Origin of the sequence: Cellvibrio fibrivorans, from assembly GCF_031457055.1 — a bacterium.
Taxonomy (GTDB): Bacteria; Pseudomonadota; Gammaproteobacteria; order Pseudomonadales; family Cellvibrionaceae; genus Cellvibrio; species Cellvibrio fibrivorans.
Genome location: NZ_JAVDVX010000001.1, coordinates 486,222 through 510,436, shown reverse-complemented (window position 1 = coordinate 510,436; position 24,215 = coordinate 486,222). Strand labels below are relative to the sequence as shown.

At 48.2% G+C, this 24,215-nt stretch carries 21 protein-coding genes; 12 read left to right on the top strand and 9 right to left on the bottom strand.

The genetic code is table 11. The features are described from left to right. On the bottom strand, positions 1–657 hold the full coding sequence (gene yrfG, locus J2X05_RS02165) for a GMP/IMP nucleotidase (RefSeq protein ID WP_310068062.1): 657 nt from the start codon (positions 655–657) through the stop codon (positions 1–3). A 39-nt stretch (positions 658–696) separates the two neighbouring features. On the opposite strand from yrfG, the gene nudE reads away from it, so the two are divergent. The 3 genes from nudE (at position 697) to J2X05_RS02150 (ending at position 2,640) form a co-directional block, all read left to right on the top strand. Further along, positions 697–1,299, top strand: a complete 603-nt coding sequence (gene nudE / locus J2X05_RS02160; protein WP_310068059.1) for an ADP compounds hydrolase NudE — start codon at positions 697–699, stop codon at positions 1,297–1,299. After that, positions 1,292–2,173, top strand: coding sequence for a 3'(2'),5'-bisphosphate nucleotidase CysQ (gene cysQ, locus J2X05_RS02155; protein ID WP_310068057.1), 882 nt, complete (start codon positions 1,292–1,294; stop codon positions 2,171–2,173). The genes nudE and cysQ overlap by 8 nt, the downstream gene beginning before the upstream one ends. A 251-nt stretch (positions 2,174–2,424) precedes the next feature. Beyond that, on the top strand, positions 2,425–2,640 hold the full coding sequence (locus J2X05_RS02150) for a hypothetical protein (RefSeq protein WP_310068053.1): 216 nt from the start codon (positions 2,425–2,427) through the stop codon (positions 2,638–2,640). A gap of 7 nt (positions 2,641–2,647) precedes the next feature. Here the strand turns inward: J2X05_RS02150 and J2X05_RS02145 are convergent, their stop codons facing one another. Continuing rightward, positions 2,648–4,660: a putative bifunctional diguanylate cyclase/phosphodiesterase gene (locus tag J2X05_RS02145; RefSeq protein WP_310068049.1), complete on the bottom strand. Its 2,013-nt coding sequence runs from the start codon at positions 4,658–4,660 to the stop codon at positions 2,648–2,650. A gap of 331 nt (positions 4,661–4,991) precedes the next feature. Between J2X05_RS02145 and J2X05_RS02140 the strand changes: the two genes are divergently transcribed. Beyond that, a complete protein-coding gene (locus J2X05_RS02140; protein ID WP_310068047.1) occupies positions 4,992–5,738 on the top strand; it encodes a sulfite exporter TauE/SafE family protein in 747 nt (248 codons plus the stop codon). Between the two features lie 3 nt (positions 5,739–5,741). Here the strand turns inward: J2X05_RS02140 and moaB are convergent, their stop codons facing one another. Together moaB and moaA are read right to left on the bottom strand one after the other, a co-directional pair. Continuing rightward, complete coding sequence (gene moaB / locus J2X05_RS02135; RefSeq protein ID WP_310068045.1) at positions 5,742–6,263, bottom strand: molybdenum cofactor biosynthesis protein B; 522 nt, start codon at positions 6,261–6,263, stop codon at positions 5,742–5,744. Position 6,264: 1 nt separating this feature from the next. Beyond that, positions 6,265–7,257, bottom strand: coding sequence for a GTP 3',8-cyclase MoaA (gene moaA / locus J2X05_RS02130; protein WP_310068043.1), 993 nt, complete (start codon positions 7,255–7,257; stop codon positions 6,265–6,267). A 551-nt stretch (positions 7,258–7,808) separates the two neighbouring features. Between moaA and cobA the strand changes: the two genes are divergently transcribed. From cobA to cynS, 4 genes are all read left to right on the top strand, one after another. Further along, positions 7,809–8,669, top strand: coding sequence for a uroporphyrinogen-III C-methyltransferase (gene cobA, locus J2X05_RS02125; RefSeq protein ID WP_310068040.1), 861 nt, complete (start codon positions 7,809–7,811; stop codon positions 8,667–8,669). Positions 8,670–8,726: 57 nt separating this feature from the next. Further along, positions 8,727–11,270, top strand: coding sequence for a nitrite reductase large subunit NirB (nirB, locus tag J2X05_RS02120; RefSeq protein ID WP_310068038.1), 2,544 nt, complete (start codon positions 8,727–8,729; stop codon positions 11,268–11,270). A 117-nt stretch (positions 11,271–11,387) separates the two neighbouring features. Further along, positions 11,388–11,720, top strand: a complete 333-nt coding sequence (gene nirD / locus J2X05_RS02115; RefSeq protein WP_310068036.1) for a nitrite reductase small subunit NirD — start codon at positions 11,388–11,390, stop codon at positions 11,718–11,720. Between the two features lie 236 nt (positions 11,721–11,956). After that, a complete protein-coding gene (cynS, locus tag J2X05_RS02110) occupies positions 11,957–12,400 on the top strand; it encodes a cyanase (RefSeq protein ID WP_310068033.1) in 444 nt (147 codons plus the stop codon). Here the strand turns inward: cynS and J2X05_RS02105 are convergent. The 3 genes from J2X05_RS02105 to J2X05_RS02095 all read right to left on the bottom strand — a co-directional run bounded on the left by J2X05_RS02105 (position 12,397) and on the right by J2X05_RS02095 (position 15,564). Further along, a complete protein-coding gene (locus J2X05_RS02105; RefSeq protein WP_310068032.1) occupies positions 12,397–13,917 on the bottom strand; it encodes a diguanylate cyclase domain-containing protein in 1,521 nt (506 codons plus the stop codon). The two genes, cynS and J2X05_RS02105, sit on opposite strands and share 4 nt — an antisense overlap. Further along, positions 13,910–14,353: a nucleoside deaminase gene (locus J2X05_RS02100; RefSeq protein ID WP_310068030.1), complete on the bottom strand. Its 444-nt coding sequence runs from the start codon at positions 14,351–14,353 to the stop codon at positions 13,910–13,912. The genes J2X05_RS02105 and J2X05_RS02100 overlap by 8 nt, the downstream gene beginning before the upstream one ends. 230 nt (positions 14,354–14,583) lie before the next feature. After that, entirely contained in the window at positions 14,584–15,564 is a 981-nt protein-coding gene (locus J2X05_RS02095; protein WP_310068028.1) for an AraC family transcriptional regulator, read from the bottom strand. Positions 15,565–15,772: 208 nt separating this feature from the next. Here J2X05_RS02095 and J2X05_RS02090 point away from each other — a divergent pair, with 208 nt between their 5' ends. The 4 genes from J2X05_RS02090 (at position 15,773) to J2X05_RS02075 (ending at position 20,554) form a co-directional block, all read left to right on the top strand. Continuing rightward, positions 15,773–16,525 (top strand): SDR family oxidoreductase, encoded by a 753-nt coding sequence (locus J2X05_RS02090; RefSeq protein WP_310068026.1) that lies wholly within the window; start codon positions 15,773–15,775, stop codon positions 16,523–16,525. Between the two features lie 156 nt (positions 16,526–16,681). Further along, a complete protein-coding gene (locus J2X05_RS02085) occupies positions 16,682–17,167 on the top strand; it encodes an ester cyclase (RefSeq protein WP_310068024.1) in 486 nt (161 codons plus the stop codon). 800 nt (positions 17,168–17,967) lie between these two features. After that, positions 17,968–19,344: a PAS domain S-box protein gene (locus J2X05_RS02080; protein ID WP_310068022.1), complete on the top strand. Its 1,377-nt coding sequence runs from the start codon at positions 17,968–17,970 to the stop codon at positions 19,342–19,344. 85 nt (positions 19,345–19,429) lie between these two features. Further along, positions 19,430–20,554, top strand: coding sequence for a DNA alkylation repair protein (locus J2X05_RS02075; RefSeq protein WP_310068019.1), 1,125 nt, complete (start codon positions 19,430–19,432; stop codon positions 20,552–20,554). Between the two features lie 61 nt (positions 20,555–20,615). On the opposite strand, the gene J2X05_RS02070 is transcribed toward J2X05_RS02075, so the two are convergent. Next, positions 20,616–21,032, bottom strand: coding sequence for a hypothetical protein (locus J2X05_RS02070; RefSeq protein WP_310068017.1), 417 nt, complete (start codon positions 21,030–21,032; stop codon positions 20,616–20,618). A 159-nt stretch (positions 21,033–21,191) separates the two neighbouring features. Continuing rightward, positions 21,192–24,212, bottom strand: coding sequence for a class I adenylate cyclase domain-containing protein (locus J2X05_RS02065; RefSeq protein ID WP_310068016.1), 3,021 nt, complete (start codon positions 24,210–24,212; stop codon positions 21,192–21,194). Positions 24,213–24,215: the final 3 nt, after the last annotated feature.

Genomic DNA, 24,215 nt, shown 5'->3' with positions numbered 1-24,215 from the left:
TTAATTTACCGCTGGCATAATTTCATCAAAGTGATGGATGGCTGGGTACTGCTCCATACGCCGCTCAATTTTGCTATCGGGCTGATGAATGCCCAGCAAATGTTTAATGCCAAAGGTTTTGGCAGAATCTAAAATGCGTACCGTGTCATCAATAAATAAGGTGCGCGCGGGATCAAATTGTTCACGCGCTTGTAATTCCTGCCAGAATTTTTGCGATTCTTTTGGCTCATTAAATTCGTGCGATGAAATAATTACATCCAGCCATTGATCGATTTGGGTCACTTGCATTTTGAGCGATAGGCTTTGCGGGTGCGCATTAGTCACCAGCAATACTTTTTTGCCACGCGCGCGCAACCGCCGCAAAAATTCGCCAACATGGGGGCGGATCTGGATTTTGTGTTTGACTTCGTCTTTTAAGCTGACGATATCGACATCCAGTGCCTTGGACCAAAATTCCAGGCAGTACCACTGCAAGGTGCCTTCGTGTTGATGAATATCGGCTTTTAATTTTGCATTGGCGGTGGCCAGATCGACATTGTGGATTTGCGCGTAGCGCTGGGGCAGGTGATCCAACCAAAAATAATTATCGAAATGCAGATCCAACAAGGTACCATCCATATCCAGCATGACAGTATCTATTAAGTCCCAATTGATCATAAAATTGTCTCACCACATTCTGCAAACTGTACTCGACCTATGCCGACCAAGCCCAGTATTTTGAAGCGCGCGACAGTAGCGCGCAGCCGATTATTCCGTGCCGATGAAATTCACCTGCGTTTTAGCAACGGTGAAGAGCGCACCTACGAGAAGCTCTGTTCCGGAGGGCCGGGGGCGGTGCTTATTGTACCCTTGCTCGATGAAAATACGGTGCTTTTGGTGCGCGAATATGCGGCCGGCATTGAGGATTACCACCTCGCGCTACCCAAAGGTGCGATCGACCAGGGCGAAACCCTGCTGGCGGCGGCTAACCGTGAACTGAAAGAAGAGGTGGGTTACGGTGCCCGCAAACTGCAATTCCTCAAACGCATCAATCTCTCGCCCGCCTATATGGAGCACGGTATTAATGTAGTCATCGCCTGGGAGCTCTACCCCGAACGTCTGGAGGGCGATGAACCCGAGCCTATTGAAGTCGTGCCCTATCCTTTATCGGATTTGCTGCAGCTGATTGCCCGCGCCGATGTCTGCGAAGGCCGCAGTATCGCGGCCCTGTTTATGGTTCGCGAATGGTTGGCGGGTAATTACCAGGCACCCGAGCCAGTGTTGGATTTATCCTTAACACCGGAGGTCAAGTATGACTAATCATCCTATCAGCGCCGAGTTGATCGAACAGCTAGTCGATCTCAGCCGCCGCGCGGGGGCGGCAATAATGGCTATCTACAACAACAAAGACAGCTACAACATCGAACAAAAGACCGATGAATCGCCTCTGACAGCGGCCGATTTAGCGGCACACCGGTTGATTAGCGCTGAGTTGCCGAAGTTGTTGCCGCTGCCGGTTATCTCGGAAGAGGGGGAAATCCCCGAGTTTGCCGACCGCAATTTATGGGAACACTATTGGTTGGTCGATCCCCTCGATGGCACCAAGGAATTTATCGCCGGCAATGGCCAGTTCACCGTCAATATTGCGCTGATCCAGCGTGGCCGAGCACTTCTGGGTGTGGTTCATGTGCCAGTCACTGACGTCACTTACCTCGGAGTGCTGGATGCGCGCGATGCCAGTAGCATAGGTGCGTTCAAGTATATGGAGGGTGGCCATCGCAAACCTATCACCGTGCGTCCGCTACTGGAACGATTTTCCGGGAAGCAACCCTTTACTGTATTACTCAGCCATCGCCACAACACCCAGGCCACTGTCGATTTAATGGAGACAATTACTCACAATTGGCCGGGTGCGATAGAGACCACTAATGCCGGTAGTTCACTTAAGTTTTGTGTGATTGCCGAAGGACTCGCGGATTTTTATCCGCGTTTGGCACCTACCTCGGAGTGGGATACCGCCGCGGCACAGGCTGTATTAGAGGCTGCAGGTGGGCAAGTCGTCTGCGCGAACCCCTCATTGCCAGCGCTGATATACAACGCGTCTGAAGATTTGCTCAATCCACATTTTTATGCGCTAGGCGATAAAAACTTCTTTTGGGAAAAATTGTTGGTGGCCGATGAGTTGGTCAATTAATCTTGTTGAATTTGAGCGGTTGCACCTGAGAGGTGCAGCGACAATCCCGCCGGTTTTATAACCAAAGTGCTAGTGGTTCGAGAAGAAAATATTCTAAGTTCAAGGTGGTTAATAGTTATGCATCTGGGCTAGTCTTCATTGGCAGGGAATGAAAATCTATACAGACCTACACAAAACTTTCTCGAATCAAATAGTCCTCTGCAACACCCTCCACACTACTTTTGTTATTCAGTTCTTAGGGAGCGTTATTCATGAGAAGACAAAGCAAAAATTTAAAGGCCGATTTTAATACTAGCCGTGCTGATTTAATGCGCGACAAACTGCTGCGCGAAATCTCCGATTATGAGCGCCAACTGGCCGAATTGAAATTAAATGGCGCGCAGGTGAATTTCACCATGATCCAAACTTATAAAGAATTAATCAGTGCGCGCCAAGCTATGCTGAAGCGTTTACCCGTGCATTACTAGCAGCTAATCAAGCGCTGCGACTTTTACCCCTTGGTGTAATGCTAAAGCGTGGATCATTAAATTCCTGTTGCAGATAAAGGGCTGTCGCCAAGTTAGGTTTAGCACACTGTTGTGCTAATTCATCATTGGCTGCGGCCTTAATTTTTTCAGCGGAACTATTTTTTGTTGCTGTGTGTGTCAGCATTCCCCTTGTGGGAATACGCAAAGGTTTATGTTGCAGCCAATCATTGGCGTCGTTAAATGGCATGGGGCGGTGGATAAAATATCCCTGTACCTGATCGCAACCTAACTCGCGCAAACTACCGATCTGTTCAAACTCTTCCGCGCCCTCTGCGACTACCGCTAAGCCCAAAGCGTGAGCGATAGATACGATTCCCTTAGTAATATCCCAATCCACTCTATTGCCCGGTAAATCGGCGACAAATGAACGGTCAATTTTAATAATATCGAGCGGCAAGCGTTTGATATAGGTGAGCGATGCATAACCGGTTCCAAAATCATCTACCGCCATGCGTGCACCCAAGTCGCGGCAACGCAGCATAATCCGTTTGGCGCGTTCCAAATCTTCCAGCATCGCCGTTTCAGTAATTTCAATAATTAAAGATTCACCAAAGCCCTGTTGTTGCTCGCATAGAATTTGCAATTCCACTAAAAAAGACGGATGCAAAAAATGGCGCGGTGAAATATTGATATGGATATCGGGCGTTAATGAATTTTTATTCCACAACCGCATTTGCCGCGCTGCTTCGCGCAATACCCAATTGCCCAAACGAAATTCCAAATCGCCGCGCCCGGATTCAAATGCCTGGATTAAAGGCCCGGCGCTAATTACTTCTCCATCGGGTTTGCACCAGCGCAACAGGGCTTCAAAACCCACCACGCTTAAATCCTGCAATTGGCAAATGGGTTGATACCACAATTGCAATTCGTTGCGCTCCAATGCACCTTCCACATCAACCACGGAAATTAATCGATTTTGTGGTTCTTCAGCTTTTACCGAGGCGCGTTGGAATCTATCGCCGCCCTGGCTTTTGGCGATATACATAGCGGCATCTGCTTTGCGCAGCAAATTAATTTCATCGACACCATCTTGCGGTGCCAGTACCACGCCGATGCTGCCACTTAAGCGACCGCGTTTGCGACCCTTGCCATAGGGTACACGCAGTGCCTGCAAAAAACGTTTCGCGAGAGTATCTATATGAGATTCATCGCACTCGGCGATAATTAAAAATTCATCGCCACCCAGGCGGCCAATTTGATCGCCTTTGCGCACTACATCGGATAAACGCTGCGCTACATCGCGCAATAAAATATCGCCAGTTTCGTGACCCCAGTGATCATTGGCGGATTTAAGCCCGTCAACGTCGATAAAAAATAAGGCAAACGGGCGATTGTAGCGGTGCAATTTTTCCAGGCTGTCGTCGACACAATTTAAAACTCCGCGCCGGTTTAATAATTTGGTGAGTGGATCAATAACTGCCAGCGAACGCAATTGCACTTCCAACTTTTCACGATGGCAAGCAACCGCAATTTGGCTGGCAATACGTTCCGCGAGTGTGAGCAGTTGCGGTGAAATATCGGCAACCGATTCGGTGTGTGCAAACCAGGAAGAGGCGAGAACACCCAATACTTTATCGGACGAGATGAGCGGGATCACCAGGTTGGATTGCAATCCAGCATCGACCAGCTGCTCCATGGCATCTGGAGCATTGGGATAATTGCGCGTAAAAATGCTGGTTTTACTGGTGAGTACACGGCCGGAAATTCCGGTGGTGGACGAAAAGCGAAACCCTTTAAACGCATTGAGCAAATGCTGCTGTTCACCTTCGAACAATTTATATTCAAAGGTCTGTGTTTCTTCATCGAGCAAAATTAACGCCGTGCCGTCGGCGCCCAATAGAGTGCGCACTGCGGCGGCAGCTTTTTTAAAGAAAATTTGAAAATCCGGTTCGAGCGTTAACGCATCCATGGCGGCCAGAAGTGATGGCACCGCTGTGTGTAACAATAACGAATTTTTCATGGAGGCGTGCTCACAAGTACATCAAAAACACCCGGGTAAGGCATGGCTCCAGATAATTGCAATTAGCTTGCCAGCGATATTTTTATAAGCACTTTTTTACAGAACTGACTAAATCTCGTGGCTTGATATGACAGAAATAGTAAAAACGCACGCGCACTAGTGCTGTTATGAAGAAGTAAACACCAAAAAAAGGCAGAAAATTATTAATTCGCATTCATTTAGTGCAACCTTGTAGGGTTTTTGATTAAGAAATGCATTGACTTGGGTTTTTGAAGTAATAGACCATGCAAACCAATTGAGGTTACCAACCGTTTTAAATGAGTGGCTGAATATGTCGGTGGATATTGAAACCCTGCTAATTGCGTTGTTGTTGTTGCTTGCAGCATTGCTCTATTCCTCCGTTGGGCACGGTGGTGCATCGGGTTATATAGCGGCGATGAGTTTATTGGGCGTAGCCCCCGCGGTTATGAAACCTACGGCGCTGGCCCTGAATATTTTGGTTTCATCCGTGGCGGTATTTAAATTTTATCGCGCTGGTTCTTTTTCATGGCAATTGTTCATCCCTTTGGCGATTACGGCAATTCCAATGGCCTACATTGGTGGCGCAATCACTTTACCAGTGCATTGGTACAAACCGCTGGTGGGTGTTGTCTTGGTGTATGCCGCGTGGCGTTCATTCAGCACGGCGCAGGGGGCATCCAGTTATGACGTGCAAGCTGTACCTGTTGCTGTTTTGTGTGTAATGGGGGCGGTGTTGGGGTTGTTGTCGGGTTTGACTGGTGTTGGCGGCGGAATTTTTTTAAGTCCATTATTATTATTTTTTCGATGGGCACCAGTGAAGGTAATTTCCGGTGTAGCAGCCGCATTTATTTTGGTGAATTCGACGGCTGGAATTTTTGGTGTGATGTCCACCAACGTTCAATTTCATCCGGGGTTACCGCTTTGGGCGCTGGTGGTGTTGGTTGGTGGATTTATCGGTGCTGAGTATGGCAGCAAGCGCTTGGCTAATCCGGTCATTCAGCGCTTGTTGGCATTGGTACTGCTGGTGGCGGGTGTAAAAATGATACTGACCTTTTAAATATCAGGGAGCCGTTTTAATTTTTAATTGACCAACAAAATTACACGGCCGGTGGCGGCTATCCAGTTGCTCTTTGATAATTTTTTCCCACGCAGTGGTGCAGGCACCTGTTGAACCAGGCAAACAAAAAATTAAGGTGCGATTGGAAAATCCGGCCGTTGCGCGCGATTGAATGGTGGAGGTGCCGATTTCGTCATAAGACACCTGACGAAATAATTCACCAAAACCGACAACGGTTTTGTCAAATAAAGGAGAGACTGCTTCGACAGTGGAGTCGCGCCCCGCAAAACCGGTGCCGCCGGTAATTAATACGACTTGTGCTTGTGCATCAATAATCCAGTTGGAAAGCACGGCGCGGATTTGGTAAATATCATCAATCACCAAATTGCGGTCATGTAATTTGTGGCCTGCAGCAATTAATAAATCCTGCAACTTTTGGCCGGAGGTATCAGTATCCAGATTGCGTGTGTCGGATACAGTGAGCACGCAAATATTCAAGGGTTCGAATTCTTTTTGGGATGACACTTTAGCCTCCAGTCATATTCATAAACCGCACAATTTGCGGTTCATTATCTAAATCAAAAGTATGTTTTTCCGGTTTGTGGTGCATGGCGTTGATAATACGCGTGCGCACTTCTTGCTGCGGATTTTCGCTGGTGCGCAATGCCTCGCGCAAATCCACGCTGTTCTCTTGTCCCAGGCACAATAATAATCTTCCAGTTGCCGTGACACGTACGCGATTGCAGCTGCTGCAGAAATTATTCGAATGGGGCGAGATAAAACCGATGCGCGAGTCGTAACCACTTGCCTGCCAGTAACGCGCGGGGCCAGCGTTAACTTCACCTTTGGCAAACACTGGCTGCAATAAATGTTGTTCGCTGATGGCGCTGCGTAATTCGTCGCTGCTGACAAACTCGGCGGCGCGGCCGTGTTCATCAATGCGTCCGAGCGGCATCTCTTCAATAAAACTGATATCCAGGCCTTCATCCAATGCAAATTGCACCAGTGCCGGTACTTCATCTGCGTTGTAATGTTTGAGCGCGACGCAATTGAGTTTGATGCGTTTAAAACCGGCGGCTTGTGCGGCTTTAATCCCGGCAAAAACCTGATGGATATCGCCAAAGCGGGTGAGTTGGCGGAAGCGTTCGGGGTTGAGGCTGTCAAGGCTGATATTGATGCGGTCTACACCTGCATCTTTAATCGCTTGGGCATATTGGGGCAGGTGTGTGCCATTGGTGGTGAGGCAGAGTTCCTTTAATCCGGGTAATTGCCCAAGCCGCTGTAACAGGTCAATAATCCCGCGCCGGATCAGTGGTTCGCCACCGGTAATGCGCAGCTTGGTTACGCCCAGGCTTACAAACGTCTCGCCCAGTGTGGCCAGTTCTTCAATGCTCAATACCTCGGCGCGCGGCAGGAACGTCATATCTTCCGCCATACAATAGACGCAGCGCAGGTCACAGCGGTCAGTCACTGAGAGGCGTACGTAGTTGATGGTTCGGCCAAAGCTATCGATCAACATATATAAAGAAGGATTCCTGATTGGGAGAGCCACTCTAGCGGTGCTCAGCCTGAGGCTCAAGGCGTTTCGGCTTTCATTCGCCTATATCCGTAGCAAGCTTGCGGCCAGCATTTAACTTGGTACGGGTTAAATTGGTCAAAAGTACTGATCCAAAATGGTGAATTAGATAATTTTACACCGATATCGACGACTCGCCGGGTGTTTCTGACGGCCAGTCATTATCGATTGGCAGGGCGGGGCGCATTAAAAACTGAAAAAATAACAATAAATGCATTTATGTGGTGCGCAGTGCACCATCACTTTGTTTTTATATGGTGCATATAAGTGGAATAAGAAAAATCAATTTTGCTGCCAGTTGGTGCGCTCTTGCACCATTAAAATTCATAAATCTCTATTGTGCTGGTGAAGAGGAAATTGGCTGCTGCGAGCGATGCTGTGGTTTGTGTTTTTAAGTTTATGAAATATAAAGAAAAATATTTTTTCAATTAAAAAAATGCGATATGGCATCGCGCTTGCAATCACCTCCCTGTAACCAAATTGCAGGTGATGCCATGACCAGTTTTTTCAAAGCCAGCGTAGAAACCCTTCCTTCTGCCCTGCTCAAGCAGCGCAGTGATGCCAATGAGCGCGCAAAAAAATCCCGTGTTGGCAAAGTCTGGTTGGTAGGTGCAGGTCCTGGTGATGCAGAGCTGTTAACCGTCAAAGCCCTACGTGCGATTAACACTGCCGATATTATTTTTTACGATTATTTGGTCAGCGACGATATTCGCGCACTCTTCCCTAAAAATGTTCCTGCGCACTACGTTGGTAAAGCGAAAAACCAGCACAGTATCGCGCAGGAAGATCTCAACCAATTATTGGTTAAACAAGCGCAGTTGGGTTTGACTGTGTGCCGTATTAAAGGCGGCGACCCCTTTATATTTGGCCGCGGCGGTGAAGAGCTGTTGGAATTGCGGACTGCCGGAATTGAGGCAGAAGTGATCCCTGGTATTACCTCCGCCTCAGGTTGCAGTACCTACGCCGATATCCCATTGACCCATCGCGGTTTATCGCAGGGCTGCACTTTTGTGACCGGCCACGCCGAAAAAAGTTTGGATGTGAATTGGTCGGCGCTGGCGCAACTGAACCATACCCTGGTGTTTTATATGGGCCTGACCCGCGCCGATGAAATCGCTGCAAAATTATTGGCGGGCGGATTGGCGGCAGATACACCGGTTGCGATTATCGAAAACGGCTGCCGCAGAGACCAGCGCGACATTGTCTCTACCCTTAGCGAATTCCCCGCTGCAGTTATCCGCGAGCAAGTGCAATCACCCGCGCTAATTATTGTCGGCGAAGTGGTGCGCATGAAAGAAAAATTGCAAGCGCAGGTGCAATTGCATGTATCGGAAAAGCAATACCTGTTGGCTTGATTGATCGTCACTTTCCAAAATTAGTTAATACAAAAATTTCACGACCGTGAGGCAGATATGAAGAAGCGCATTGTAGTAGTTGGCAACGGCATGGTGGGCCACAAATTTATCGACAACCTGGTGAATCACGCGGATGCGGATCAATACAAAGTCATCACTTTTTCTGAAGAGCCTCGCCTCGCGTATGACCGCGTGCAGCTCTCCAAATATTTTTCCGGTTCCACTGCCGAAGATCTCGCGTTGACTAATGCGGATTATTACAACGAAAAATCTGTTGAATTTATTTTAAAAGATAAAGTTATCGATCTGGATTTTGACAACAAAGAAGTGATCACTGCCTCTGGTCGTCGCGAAGGCTATGACAAGTTAATTCTTGCCACAGGTTCTTTCCCGTTTGTGCCGCCAATTCCTGGTAATAACGGCGAGCACTGTTTGGTGTATCGCACCATCGAAGATTTGGAAGCCATTACCAATTCTGCCAAGCAAAGCAAGGTGGGTGTGGTAGTCGGTGGTGGTCTGCTGGGTTTGGAGGCTGCAGCTGCTCTTAAAGCGGCCGGCCTTGAAACTCACGTCGTAGAATTTGCTCCACGTTTGATGGCGGTACAGCTCGACGAAGGCGGTGGAAAATTATTGCGCCGTAAAATTGAAGCAATCGGCGTGAAAGTGCATACCCAAAAAGCCACTAATGAAATTGTTGCGGGTACCGAGCTTCGCTATCGCATGAATTTTGCCGATGGCAGCCATCTTGAAACCGATATGATTTTATTCTCTGCCGGTATTCGCCCGCAGGATGAACTCGCGCGCAAATGTGGCATTCAATTGGGTGAGCGCGGCGGTATAGTGGTAGATAACAACTGCCAAACCAATATCGATAATGTATACGCTATTGGCGAATGTGCACTCTGGAATAATCGCATTTACGGTTTGGTTGCGCCCGGCTACCAAATGGCAAAAGTCGCAGTGTCCCATATCACTGGTGGAAGCGATCAATTTATGGGTGCTGACATGAGCACCAAATTAAAATTACTGGGTGTTGATGTGGCATCGATTGGCGATGCGCACGGCACTACTCCTGGTTCATTGAGCTACACCTACAGCAACGATGTAGATGAAGTTTACAAGCGTATGATTGTTTCTGCCGACAATAAAAAATTGTTGGGCGCGGTATTGGTGGGTGATGTAGAGGCTTACGGCACGCTGCAACAAATGTGCGTTAACGGAATGGATTTACCGGAAGATCCCAACTGCCTGATCCTGCCAAATGTGGAAGGTGGCGGTGGTATGGCAATTGGTGTGGATGCGCTGCCGGAAGCGGCGATGATTTGCTCCTGCTACGACGTTAGCAAAGGTGCAATTTGCTGCTCAGTACAAAACGGCGCGCGCACTATGGGCGATATCAAAGCGCTCACCAAAGCTTCGACTGGTTGTGGTGGTTGTACAGCGCTCACTAAACAGGTGATGGATTCCGAGCTGAAAAAACTCGGCGTAGAAGTGAGCAACCATATTTGCGAACACTTCCCGCACTCGCGTCAGGAATTGGCCGATATAGTGCGCATCAAACAAATCAAAACCTTTGATGAGTTGTTGGATGGTCACGGCCATGGTCTGGGTTGCGATATTTGTAAGCCTGCGGTTGGATCGATTCTCGCTGCATTCTGGAACGAATATGTGTTGGATAAAAAGCACATTGGCTTGCAGGACACCAACGATATTTTCCTTGGCAACATGCAAAAAGACGGCACCTATTCAATTGTGCCGCGCGTTGCGGGTGGTGAAATTACCCCGGACAAATTAATCGTCTTGGGTCAGGTTGCCAAACAATACAAACTCTACACCAAAATTACCGGCGGCCAACGTATCGATTTATTCGGCGCGCAATTGCATCAATTACCCGCCATTTGGAAAGTGTTGGTTGAAGCAGGTTTTGAAACTGGCCACGCTTACGGAAAATCATTGCGCACGGTGAAATCTTGCGTTGGCAGTACTTGGTGCCGCTACGGTGTATTGGATTCAGTGGGCATGGCGATCACGCTGGAAAACCGCTACAAGGGCGTGCGCGCTCCGCACAAAATTAAATTCGGTGTGTCTGGCTGTACGCGCGAATGTGCCGAAGCACAATCAAAAGATTTTGGTGTAATCGCAACCGAAACCGGTTGGAGTTTATATGTGTGTGGTAACGGCGGTATGCGCCCACGTCACGCCGATTTGTTTGCTACCGGTTTGGATGATGTGACCTTAATTAAATATATTGACCGCGTGATGATGTTTTACATCCGCACCGGTGATCGTCTGCAACGTACTTCGGTATGGTTGGAAAATATGGAAGGCGGTTTGGATTATCTCAAGAAAGTGGTGATTGACGATAAGTTGTCGATTTGTGCAGAGCTGGAAGCGCAAATGGCCTACAACATTAGCCAATACCAATGCGAGTGGAAAACCACCGTTGAGAATGACGAGCTGCAAAAACGCTTTAAGCATTTCATCAACACTGATGCCACCGATAGCAACCTTGCCTATGTGGTTGAACGCGAACAAATTCGCCCGGCGACGGCATTGGAGCGCAACAATACCAATATCCAGTTTGTTGAGTTGGTTGATTAATGTGTAGCCCGTATGGAGTCTAACGAAATACGGGTTTGGCTTAAAAATTGAAATTTCCCGTATTGCGCTAGGCTCCATACGGGCTACGAATTCAAAAGTATTTTAGTGAGAAATATCATGAGCGAAAAACCCTGGATCAGCGTGTGTGAGTTTGACGATTTAATTCCTGACACTGGTGTTTGTGCGCTAGTGAATAATCAGCAAGTGGCGATTTTCCGTTCGCGTCGCCTGAACGAAATTTTTGCCGTATCCAATTATGATCCGATCGGTGAGGCCAATGTGTTGTCGCGCGGCATTATTGGTTCGATTGGCGATGAAGTGGTGGTTGCATCGCCACTCTATAAAGAGCACTACAATCTGCGCACGGGCGAATGCCTGGAAAAACCGGAGTATAACGTCGCTGTTTACCCGGTGCGGATTGATGATGGTTTGGTGCAAGTGCAGGCGTAATTTTCCTAACGGAAACCACACTCTGCCGCAGTTAATTTTTGTGTAAACTTCCCCCTTCTTCTTCGACTGCTTCATGAGTCGGCTTAATGGGCAAACCTCTTGGTTTGCCCTTTTTTATTTTCGCTTTTTTTGGTTTTTTCTTTTATTTTTCGGGTTGTTGTTTGGCGTAGTTATTGCTCTGCGTAGATGTGTTGTTTCTATTTTTTAACCACTCGCTTAGCGCACAGGAAAACTCTATGAACCGCAATGATGTCACTGAAAAAATAATCACCAACAAAGTGTTAAACGATATTAAATGGTGCGACGTCGCCCAAAAAGTGGGCTTGAGTAAAGAGTGGGTCACTGCTGCTTGTTTAGGGCAGATGACTTTGAATGCCGAGCAAGCCAAAATCATTGGGGATATTTTCGAATTAACGACCGAAGAGCAAAAGTGGCTGCAAGTTGTGCCCTACAAGGGTTCGCTGCCCAGTCCAGTGCCCACTGACCCGCTGATTTATCGCTGGTACGAGATTGTCAGTGTATACGGCACCACGATTAAGGAATTAATCCATGAAGAATTTGGCGATGGGATTATGAGTGCAATCGATTTTAGTATGGATATAGTGCGTGAGTCGGACCCAAAAGGTGATCGCGTCAATGTGGTTTTGTCGGGCAAATTTTTACCTTACAAACAATATTAACGAACCGCTTCCGGCGTTTTGTGCTTGTGCTGGTACATGCGCTGATCCGCAATCTTGGTAAGCTCAAGCGGGTCGGCGCCGTCTTGTGGATAAAATGCGGTGCCAATACTGCAGCCAATTTGAATCGGATATTCCTCAATTAAAAAAATCTCGCTCAGTACCAATTGGATTTTTTCGCTAACAACCCTTGCCTGGTTGAGGTCATCCATTTGATGCAGCAGTATCACAAATTCATCGCCGCCGATGCGTGCAACGGTATCCGAAGTGCGCACGCAGGCGAGCAGTCGCTGTGCAACCTGTTTTAATAATTCATCGCCCAGCGCATGGCCATAGTGGTCATTTACCGGTTTGAATTTGTCCAGGTCGAGCAACATAACCGCGAGTGCCCGCTGATGGCGTTTGCAATAGCTTAGCGCCTGCTGCAAACGGTCAGCAAAGAGTGCGCGATTGGGTAAGCCAGTCAGGCTATCGTGCTGCGCCATGTAGCGAATTTTTTCCTCACTTTTTTTGCGCTCGGTAATATCGCGGCTGACGCCGACAATACCGATAAAATTTCCGTCGGCATCGTAAATGCCGGACGTCCTGATCTCGGCGCACACGGTAGAACCATCTTTGCACCGATGATCCAACTCCGCGACAAAATCGGGGAAGGGCTGGTTGGCTTTAACCGCCGCGATAGTTTTACCCACGGCTGCCTTTACTTTTTCGACCGACTCGGGAGTAAGTGTTTCTTCCAGCGTTTGTTGCATAGCTTCACTGGCCGTGTAGCCACGCAGTTTTTCCACTGAGGGGCTGACATAGGTGAATCGGCCGTTGAGGTCCATGGTCCAGATAACATCCTGTGCATTATCCGCTAACAGGCGATGGCGCTCTTCGCTTTCGCGCAGGGCCTCCAGCGAAAGTTTGCGCTCTATGGCGATTTCCGCGAGATAGGCGGACTCTTCAATCAGTTTGATATCTTCCAGCGTCGGTTCGGCGGCTTGCCCCTGGTAGATGGCAAAGGTTCCCAGCACCTGACCGTGGCGATTGATAATAGGTTCCGACCAGCAGGAGACCAGTCCTGCTTTAGCGGCCAGCTCTTTTACCCCAACCCAACTGGGGTCTTTCTGGATATCGCGGACAATCACACGTTCCCCTGTGATTACCGCAGTGCCGCAGGAGCCAATGCCCTGGTCGGCAGGCAGGCCGTCTACTGCATCGTTGTAAAACGCAGGCAAATTCGGTGCGGCTACCACCCGCAGTCGATTAGTTTTGCGATCAACGAGCAATATGCTGCAGGTCATTTCCGGGCGTATATGTTCGACGCCGACAATAATCCCCATAAGGACTTCTTCAAGCGAATCGTCAGCGGCGATTTGTGCGAGCACATGGTTGTGGCCGCGCTGCCACACATCGGCGCGACGCATCAGGCGCACCATATTGCGCAATTTCAGATTAACCCGGTTGATGTGCACCGCCGCAGCGATCACGACAACTACCCCAAATAATGCCGCAAGTGCGATGTAAAAATTATTCACCTATATCCTCGTTCCACAGCACCGGCTGCCGGGCAATAAAATCCTGCATCAGTTGTATGCATTGGGCATCGTCGCGTAAATCCAGTTCCACGCCGCGGCTGCGCACATAGTCCTCCGGCCCCTTGAAGGTGCGGTTTTCGCCAATAACGACTTTTTTGATGCCATAAAGTAGCACTGTTCCGCTGCACATATCGCAAGGGGATAGGGTCGAATAGAGAGTGGCGCGGCGATAGTCGGCAGCTTTCAAGCGCCCGGCGTTTTCCAGGCAATCCATCTCTGCATGCAATAAACAACTACCTTTTTGTACCCGCTGATTGTGCCCGCGTCCGACAATCCTGTTGTCGATCACCAGCACCGAACCTATCGGAATACCGCCTTCCGCAAGGCCTTTTTGCGCTTCTTCAATGGCGGCTTGCATAAAAGGATCTGACGTCATTCAACGTTCTCCATGATCGTATAACGGCGAATTGCCACAGTTATCGTAATGCGCTTGTTGTAAGCGGTGCTCTGAGTGTAGTCGCTGATTGCTGGATGGAGTTGATGGGTTACAAGAGTTTGCACAATTTTATAAATCAGTTTTGTGCAAATACAGTGCCGCTCGAATCATCTAATCGCAGAATCCGGAGCGGCGTTAGCAGGGTAATGCAAAAGTGCGGATTGGTTCACTCAGGCTTGGCCAAACAGCGCATTGGATGAGCGCAAGCGGGCGATGTCGCGCACCGGTGGCAATCCAAACAGGCGGTGATATTCGCGGTTGAATTGCGACGGGCTTTCGTAACCGACCCGGTGGCTGACGGTGGCGGCGTCCAACTGTTCGGCAAACAGTAAGCGCCGCGCCTCCTGTAGACGCAGTTGTTTCTGGTATTGCAGTGGCGTCATGTTGGTGATGGTTTTGAAATGCGCATGCAGGGATGAACTGCTCATACAGGCCTCACGCGCCAGATCGTCGATGCGCAGGTTTTTGTGGTAGTCGCGCTTAAGGGTGTTGATCACTTTACCGATCTGTTGCGCGTGGCTGCCAGCCAGCGCGATCTGGGCCAGCGTCTCCCCCTGTTCACCCTGCAACAAGCGGTAAATAATTTCGCGCATCAGCAAAGGCGCCAGCACCGGGATATCAGCTGGCGTTTCCAGCAGGCGCATTAGGCGCAATACCGCATCTAGCAAGGTTGCATTGGCTTTGCTGACAAATAATCCACGTCTGGGCGGCGCTTTGATCGATGCTGTCTTTCGGATCTCATCACCGCCTGCAAGTAGCAAGTAGCTAATCTGCTGTGTATCAAGTGCCAGACGAAAACACAAATAGGGTTTTTCAGGCGTCGCCTCCAACACTTGCCCCATTACTGGTACATCCACTGAGGCGACTAAATAATTGGCGGGGTCATAGCGAAGAATTTCATTACCCAATACCGCCTGCTTTTGCCCCTGCGCAATGATGCATACCGAGGGTTCATAAACCGTTAGCGTGCCGGTGGTGGGATGATCGGCGCGGATCAGTTGTACCGCATCGATTGCGGTATCGGTAAAGCCTTCGTATTTGGTGAATTGTTCAATACGCTGGACTAATTCCTGCACTTGTAAATCAAAGGGCAGGGCAGCCAATGCTTGTGATCCAGATACATTGTTGGGGTTAATGCGCGAGATTTGCACGGTTTACACTCCTGTTACACCTCTATTGCCGATGGGTTGAGTCTACACCTCTGACATAACCAGCAATACCCAAGCCATTCTCCTTTGGAGAATCAGGCAATCATCGGCGAGTAACTGGCTATCGGTTAACGCATCCGCATCCCTATAGTGAATTCACGCCGGACAGCCCCAAGGCGCCGGATACCTAAATAACTATGAGGAAATAACCATGTCAGCGATTCAATCTGTTCTTGAGCATAAAGTGGTTGTCATTACCGGTGCCAGCAGCGGTATTGGTGAGGCTACTGCACGTTCACTCGCCCAGCAGGGCGCGAAAGTTGTGTTGGGCGCGCGCCGCGCCGAGCGTTTGGAAATACTTGCAGCTGACATCCGCGCGCAGGGCGGGGTGGCGGAATATCAAGCGGTTGACGTACGTCAGCAGGCGCAAGTGCAAGCCTTGGTCGATTTTGCGCGCGAGAAATTTGGGCGCGTGGATGTGATTATCAATAACGCCGGGGTGATGCCCTTGTCCGTAATGGAAGAATTAAAAGTTGATGAGTGGGAGCGCATGATCGATGTAAATATTAAAGGCGTGCTCTATGGCATAGCCGCAGGTCTGCCATTGATGAAACGCCAGGCCTTTGGTCATTTTATTAATATTTCATCCATTGGTGGTCACGCGGTTTATCCCACGGCGGCGGTTTACTGCGCGACTAAATACGCCGTGCGCGCCATCTCTGAAGGTTTGCGTCAGGAGCAATTGGATGGTGCTATCCGCGTTACGATTATTTCCCCTGGTGTGGTTGAATCGGAATTGGCGGATTCAATATCCGATCCGGCCGCGCGCGATGCCATGCGCGCCTTCCGCCAAATTGCACTCACGCCCGATGCCATCGCCCGTGCAGTTTGCTACGCCATCAGTCAGCCTGCAGCTGTGGATGTGAGTGAAATTATTATTCGTCCGACCAAAAGTCCATATTAATCGCGACCCGGTTACAAACTGTGACAACTGTTTTTAAGGCTACTGACATAATTTGCCATTGCTTGACCTTACCCTGCGGTAAGGTTTCACAATACAGTCTGCTTCACCCCTGGCAGACTGAGTTTTATAAAATCCCCACAAGGGAAGGAGTCGAATATGTCTTCACATCAACCGTTTTCACATCATCACAATGAGCAGTTGGTAAGAGAGTTTTTGCAGGCGGCACACAGTGCCCAGATTAAACATCTGGATGCCTATGTGGCTGAGCAAGTTAAATGTTGGGGCTTCCCCGAATTTAATCCCGGTAATCGCGATGAGTACCAAGGCTTTTTTAATTACATTGCCGATGTGTTTGCAGCGCAAACTTTCAGTATTGAACAATTGCTTGCTGGCGACGCGCAAGTGCTGGTGCGTTTTCGTATCAGCGGAAAACATCACGAAGAATTCATGGGTTTACCGGCCACCTTTGGCGAGTTGGAATTTACGGCTACAGCGTTATTTCGTTTGGATGCGGGCGTGATTCATGAAGTCTGGATGTACAACAAACATATTATGTTGCAAACCGCAAAGGGCTATCGTTATTCAACCCGCTCGACGATTACCCTCCCGCAGGTGTGCAGCATGCACGCTATTGCCTGCTAAATAATATTCCCACTTTGAAAAACCCATTTGCATTTTTGCGAGTGGGTTTGCATTTTCTATTGCGTGCTCCATAAATTGCCTACTCGTCACTAGCGTCTTTGTTGCAGGGTTATCATTTGCATGTTGATCTGCATCGTCTGCTGCGCAAAACTGTAAAAGATCCCGAACAATTTGTCTGTGTTTTTTCTTCCCGCCGATTTTTTTACGGCTGTGTGCGCTAACTAATCCTGCAAGCTGTGAACAGGGTTCATCTTTTTCGTTGAGCGAAACCGGACAATAGCAACCGCTAATCTCTGATGCATAACAATAACGACGAATAATGCCGCATCCGTTTTTTGCTCAGGGCGTGCGCGCCTGGATAGCTTTGCGCTTAATGCAATTTGGGGGTGAAGCTGTTTAGGTTTTTGCAATTGATTGTGCGAGTGCGATCAACCGGGTGGTTAAAATATCCGCGCAAAAACCGCAACAATAATAATGATCTGCATGAATGCAATAGCGATAGTTTCAACAAATCCGGCGCAGGGGCGTTTGCCTTGTCGAATAAGACCTAATAAACGCGTGCCAGAGTGAAACTGTTACTCAGGATAAGGATGCCAAGACCGACGTCTGCCTCGGTAAAAGCCCAGTGATTGGGCTTTTACCGGTTGCTCCTCTCACGCTGCCCAGTTCCTTTAATACCCTTATCTACCCAATCCAACCCAATGCCAGCCTATCTTTGCAGCAGTCAGCCACTGAATCATAGCTATTGGCGCGGGGGATCTTGTAAAATTCGCCCATCACTTCTACGAGACATTCCCCCCATGAAGAAACTTCTGGCCTTGATTGCACTCGCCAGCCTGAGTATGAGTGCCTACGCCGATATATTTGCGGTTTTCCGCGAGGCAGATGGCAGTACCAAATGGCAGTATGTGGCTAACACCACTGCCAGTGTGTTGATTATTTCCCTGGTAATAGCGCTGATTTTTTTAATTCGCGCGCACTTGCGGTCAATGCGCGCTAATCGCGCGCTAACCGACATAAAAGCAACCCTGGAAGACCGTGTGGCGAACCGCACCGCGGTACTGCAAGCCACCACCGAGCAATTGGTGGAGCGCGAGGCCTATATTGCCAGTATCGTAAACTCCATGCCGGTGATGTTGATCGGTTTGAACCAGCAATTACACATCACCCAATGGAACAAAAAGGCCGAGGAAATTACCGGTCGCCCGATAAAAGATGTGGTCGGTAAAAATCTGTGGGAAGCTTATGCGGCAATTACGCTCACGCAGGAGCAGGTGAAATCCGTATTGGAATCCGGTGAAACCCTCACGCTCAAACATGCCCAGCGCGGGCAGTACAGCTTTGATATCACCCTCTACCCGCTCGACAATCATGCTGACACCGGGCTAGTGATTTTGATTTCCGATGTAACCAAACAAGTTAATGCTGAAAATAAAGTGGCCGAGCGCGATAAAGTATCGGCGATGGGCGAGCTGGCATCGGCCATGGCCTACGATATCAGCTTGCCGATGCAAACAATTCTGTCGCGCGTCACCCGTGCACGGCAAGAATTGGAAGCGGCAGACTTGGGGGAAGTTAAAGAATTTTTATTGCAGGAGGTAGAGACGGTTCGCCTCAGTGCACATCAAGCGACTGCGATTGCACAAAATCTATTGGATCTTGCCGGCAGTCATCGCGACAGCAAACAACTCGCCGATGTGCCGCCAATTATGGACCGCAGCATTGCGCTGGCAACGGATTTGTTTACCGATGCCGATAGCCTCGCTTTTAAGCACATTAATATCCGCCGTAATTACGCATCCCCTCTGCCGCAAATTCCCTGTTTCCCTGCTGAACTGGAGCAAGTATTTGTGCGCCTGATGCGCAATTCGTTTTACGCACTCAATGCCAAAACCTGGGACGACAATAACAAGCCTTGGATCAATATCGAGATTGGTGAATTTTACGACTCGCTCTGGATTAAAATTGAACACAATGGAAAATGTTTAAGCCCAAGCGAGCAGCTGGATATTTTCCAACCTTTCTTCGCGATCACCAATCATGAATCCACCTGCCCGGTAGAGCAGCGCCTATCCTATTCCTATTTCATCATCACTGACCACCACCGTGGCCAAATGGCGGTGACCTCAGATGAGCAGTATGGCACTTGTTTTAATATTCAGTTGGCGTTGAGTTAACGAGCAAATGTGCTTACAAAAGCTGCTGCCATAACCTGGCAGCAGCTTTTTTTATACTTGTTATTTTGAGTCGGAGACATAACCAGTGAGCGATGCCGATAAAAGTCCATTAATGAAAGATGGTTTGGGGGGGCATGCAATTAAACGCATCGCCAAATCTGTTGCATTGGTGGTGCCAGGATTCAATGCCAAGGCATTTCAAAAAGATGCAGAGTGCGGTCTTGATGCGCTTGAATTAAAAGCGCGGGTGCATCACTTGATTGCGGTGTTGCATCGTCACTACGATTTGCCGTTTAAAAAACTCAGTGAGTATTTACAGGATTTACCGGACGTATGGGATAGAGGAAGTGCGGCGGATAATAAAGCTGGTTTTGCGGCTTGGCCGTTGATTGATTATGTTGCTATACACGGTTTACAACACCCGAAAGAGGCGCTACAAACACTGGAAAAGTTAACACCGATGTTCAGTGCCGAATTTGCGATCCGCCCTTTTATCCAGCAGCATACTGATATCACCTATGCAAAATTGTTGGAGTGGTGCGAACATCCCTCTGAGCATGTGCGCCGTCTTGCGTCAGAAGGTTCCCGGCCGCGTTTGCCCTGGGGAATACGCTTGCCGCAATTTATTAAAAATCCAGAGCCACTGGTTGGACTTTTGGAAAAACTAAAAACAGACGAGAGTTTATACGTGCGCCGTTCAGTGGCGAATAACCTCAACGATATTAGTAAAGATAATCCTGCGTGGATGATTAACCTGTGCGACCGCTGGTTGACTGATTCGAATGAACATACAGATTGGATTGTAAAACACGCGCTGCGCAGTTTGGTTAAGGCGGGTGATGTGCGCGTATTTCCACTGTTGGGTTATGCAGCTAAACCGAGTGTGACTGTGAGCGATATAACGCTGAGTAAAAAGCGTATCGCAGTAGGGGATTCAATTGGATTTTCTTGTACTATTACGGGTGGGAAGAAAGCGCAGAATTTGGTAATAGATTATGTTGTTTATTTTATGAAAGCCAACGGCAAGCTGGCGCCCAAGGTCTTTAAATTAAAAAATATTATGCTTGCTGCCAATGAATCTATAGCAATTACTAAAAACCACTCGTTTAAACCAATTACTACTCGCCGCTATTATGCGGGCACGCATCAGCTGGCAATTCAGGTAAATGGTAAAGAAGTTGCGCGCAGCGATTTTTATTTAGGTGATTAAAGGTTGTTGCTGTCTAAAGATACTCACTTGCCGATACTGAATCGGCAAGTGACCAGTTTACTTAATGCACGCGGCGCCAATGTTCTTCAATCAATATCCCGTCTTCCATACCTTTGTGAATCCACAGATCTTTTTTAATTACGCCATTAAAGTGATAGGTTTTTCCCATAAGACGGGCCTCAGAAGTGACATCAATCGTCTCAGAATAGTTTTCACCTTTAAAAGTATAAGTGCCGGATGCGGCTACGGTAAATTTTCCACTTTTGTCCCAGGTGATAAACGCAAAGTGTTGTTCGGATAATATTTTGCGGGAGAGTGTACTTTTGTCTTTTATTTCGCCGACGACTTCATTTTTTTGGTTTTTGTAAATCGCATATTCCAGCTCCCAGGTCCCCGTCAGTGTTGCTTTGGGGTTGGCATTAACCCATTGGCTTAGTGCCAGTATCGCTATTGCCATTAGTGTCAGTATCTTTTTCATTGTTATATCTCTCGGTTGTGTTTGGATTTTCGTTGTGGCCAGTCTGGATGGCGGTTGGATTATGCATGAAACGTACATGAGTTGCGCAAACAACGGATGAGTCTAAACAAAAATTAATAGTTGATGAGGATTTATTGACTGCAGGAATAATCAGAATTTCTATAGCGCATTTAATGCAGCGTTAAGTTTATTTTCCAATTCGGATTTTAATTGTAAGTAATGTCCAAGTTGCACTCCGGTTTGTTGTGCAATGGTGTCGTGGCAGAGGGATAAGTCCAGGTCAGTAATGTAGCAAGGATAGCGCTCGCTGTGTTGGCGCCGGCGAACAATATAACTGGCCACCGCTTTAAATAAATCATCGCCATAAGCCAGCGCAGAAAATTCCTGTTCATTGCAATAAATTGTAAAACGCAGCTGCTGGTCGCCATCCAATTCAGCAATAGCTTTGATATTAATAAAATGTAATTGACTTAAGTCGCTATGCAGTTGCCGGCGCTCGGCATGGCCTTGCTGCTGTTTGATATTGCCTACTAGTTCGTAGATGGCAATATCCTTGGTGTCGGGCAGCGCGCCCGTGTGGTCACCATCCAGTAATTGGCGTTGCATAGCGGCATTAATAAAATTGATCAGCGGCCGTAGCAGCGTCTGTTGGTTGTGGTATTCGGTCAGTGTGGTAAACACTGAGCCTTTTTCATCCACAATAGTGATGCGCGTTTGGGTACGTTCCAGTTGATAAAATACTGTAATGCTGCGTTGTTTTACCTGTTCGCAAATGATGCGTAAAGGTTTGTCGCGCAACCCGTAGCGGTCAATCACTATGGGGCTGAAATCAGTTTGCGCTTGCGCGAGCCGCGCTAATAAATTTTCGTAATTTTTAAAGCGCTGGATTTGCAATTGTTGCTGTACAAATTGCAAGAGTAGATATTCATCGCCCATTTCCAAAATATAACGTGTGCTGCGCGGGCGTGTGCCTGAGTAATAACAGCTGATCAAGTCGCGCCACAATTCCGTTAACCGCTGGGCAATATTGTTGCCCTGACCGCTACTAAAGCAGCGCACACTCAGTTCCGGCAAGCTGAATTGTTTGCCGGGGGGAAACAAACGGAAATAGTGTTGCAGGCAATTGATTAGTGCATCGCTGGCATAATGGCGGCAGATTAACTCGCCCCAGGAGTTGATGTGGATGATATCGGCGTTAATCACTAAGTTTTCGCGCAAGCCGCTATAGCCGAGCGCATCGCGTTGGCTGCTGAGCATTTGCATACCTTTTTTATGCAAATCAGCTTGGGGTTCAACACCGGTGTTGACGATAACTAATAACTGCTCAATCACCGCAGGGCGAGTAAATTGATGGTGTTCAATAGTCAATGGCGTGGGTAACCATTGCTGCAGAGCGAGGATCAGTTGTTGTTTTTGGCTGGCGCTGAGTGAAAATTGTTTGCCAATAATATCAACATGGGTATGGCTTGCCAAAATTTCATTGGCGTGACACCAGAGCAATAACTCCAATAAGCTGCGCGAGCGTTTTATCGGTTCCACATCGACATTGCGCAGCGCCAAATCATTTTGACTACCACGCACCACTTGCCAACTGTCGCCACTGTCATTCTGTTCGCGAATAAAACACAGGTTGTCTTCACTTAAATCGCGCGAAATGCCCGGATTGATCCATTCAATTTTTCCTGCTTTGCGTTCAAATGCCGCGTGCAATTTGCGTCCGAGAATCATTAACTCATCGCTACTGATGGCGATATCAGTCTGCTGGTGTTTGCTCAATTCACTCAGCAAGCGGTAGCTGTGGTTAAGTTCATTGACCAGTAAGGCACGCTCGGTAATGACATGGGGTGCTTTCCAATAGGCGCGGTTGTCGAGCATATGTAATTGATGTGCTGACCAGTGCCAACTCTTTACCAGTTCCTCCAGTAATTTCCGCTGCCAGGATTTGTTGGGTTGGCGGCTGGTGCGCGACAAGGGTTTATTTACCTTGAAATAAAAACAGCGCCGCACTAAATCGAGACGCTGTAACTGATTGTGTTTTTGCAAATACTGCTCAATGCGGCGATACACCATCACGTAGGGATCGAGCGCGTCGGCGTCCGGGTCTTGTGCGTAAATCGCGCGTTTAAAACTGAGCGCTAGTGGTTCGCCATTGAGCAAATGACTAGCTGGTTTTTTATCGGGATTTTGGTTGTTTGCTTCTTGATGGCTGAGTGCTGCGTTAATACTATCTTGATAAAGACTGATCTGCGGTGATGTGTCATCACTGGACAATTGCGGTTCAGCTGTTGCAGTAACAATTTCTGTTTCCAGCTCGCTGTTGGCATAGACTTCCAGCAACAATAATTTCAATACCGATTTGTAGGGTGATTCAATCGCCTTGTAGAGTTGCCAAATACCAGCACCAATAAATTCATTAGCAGGAATGGATGGCAAGCCACCAAAGTCGATAATATCTTCGCGCTTGAGAAAACGCTTTCCTAATAGTTTATCGCGATAGCTGTTGTAATGGTGTTCTTGTGATGCGGGAATAAACCACCAGAGTGGAATTTTGCCCGCCAGCCACAGGGCGGTGCGATAGAATTCATCGAGCAATAAATAATGCTGCGCTGAACCGCTGGCTTCACTACTCAAACATTGGGAGCGCCGACTGGAAAATTCACCGCTGCGCATTAAAAAAAAATGCACTTCAAAATGGATCTGCACTGCTGCCCACTGGCTAATCAGTTGGCATTTGCGCTCCAGCTCGGATAAAAATGCATCGTCTTCAGTAAGGCTATGGCATACCCAAACATCCAGGTCACTTGAATCGCTCTGCGCAATAGTGCCGACACTGCCCATAATAAACAGCGCGTCTATCGCCATGTTTTTTTCAGTGAGGTCGCGATTATATTGAAAACTGCGCGCGAGAATTTTTGCTAACCGCAATTCATCATTGCCGGGTGTATAGTGATAGACACCAGCAGGTGTACTGTGGGAAATGTAACCCGGCAACATGGGATGGTTAACGTGAAATAAGAGCGGCAGCACTTGCAAAAATTGTTGCTGGCGTTCAGGCAGCGCTGCACATGTGCGCTGGTGGCGCAGTTGGTTTAAATCCAGGAACCGCTGCTTGAGTTGATTGAGTTGTTTGCGATCAACGCCTTCATCGATATCGTGTATGTCTATTGGACGAGAATACATAGG

Coding starts and splice junctions, on each gene's coding strand:
- J2X05_RS02070 (WP_310068017.1), bottom strand. CDS start 21,032: ATGAAAAAGATACTGACACTAATGGCAATAGCGATACTGGCACTAAGC.
- yrfG (WP_310068062.1), bottom strand. CDS start 657: ATGATCAATTGGGACTTAATAGATACTGTCATGCTGGATATGGATGGT.
- J2X05_RS02080 (WP_310068022.1), top strand. CDS start 17,968: ATGAAGAAACTTCTGGCCTTGATTGCACTCGCCAGCCTGAGTATGAGT.
- J2X05_RS02145 (WP_310068049.1), bottom strand. CDS start 4,660: ATGAAAAATTCGTTATTGTTACACACAGCGGTGCCATCACTTCTGGCC.
- nirB (WP_310068038.1), top strand. CDS start 8,727: ATGAAGAAGCGCATTGTAGTAGTTGGCAACGGCATGGTGGGCCACAAA.
- J2X05_RS02085 (WP_310068024.1), top strand. CDS start 16,682: ATGTCTTCACATCAACCGTTTTCACATCATCACAATGAGCAGTTGGTA.
- J2X05_RS02100 (WP_310068030.1), bottom strand. CDS start 14,353: ATGACGTCAGATCCTTTTATGCAAGCCGCCATTGAAGAAGCGCAAAAA.
- J2X05_RS02090 (WP_310068026.1), top strand. CDS start 15,773: ATGTCAGCGATTCAATCTGTTCTTGAGCATAAAGTGGTTGTCATTACC.
- nudE (WP_310068059.1), top strand. CDS start 697: ATGCCGACCAAGCCCAGTATTTTGAAGCGCGCGACAGTAGCGCGCAGC.
- nirD (WP_310068036.1), top strand. CDS start 11,388: ATGAGCGAAAAACCCTGGATCAGCGTGTGTGAGTTTGACGATTTAATT.
- J2X05_RS02065 (WP_310068016.1), bottom strand. CDS start 24,212: ATGTATTCTCGTCCAATAGACATACACGATATCGATGAAGGCGTTGAT.
- cobA (WP_310068040.1), top strand. CDS start 7,809: ATGACCAGTTTTTTCAAAGCCAGCGTAGAAACCCTTCCTTCTGCCCTG.
- J2X05_RS02140 (WP_310068047.1), top strand. CDS start 4,992: ATGTCGGTGGATATTGAAACCCTGCTAATTGCGTTGTTGTTGTTGCTT.
- cysQ (WP_310068057.1), top strand. CDS start 1,292: ATGACTAATCATCCTATCAGCGCCGAGTTGATCGAACAGCTAGTCGAT.
- moaA (WP_310068043.1), bottom strand. CDS start 7,257: ATGTTGATCGATAGCTTTGGCCGAACCATCAACTACGTACGCCTCTCA.
- J2X05_RS02150 (WP_310068053.1), top strand. CDS start 2,425: ATGAGAAGACAAAGCAAAAATTTAAAGGCCGATTTTAATACTAGCCGT.
- cynS (WP_310068033.1), top strand. CDS start 11,957: ATGAACCGCAATGATGTCACTGAAAAAATAATCACCAACAAAGTGTTA.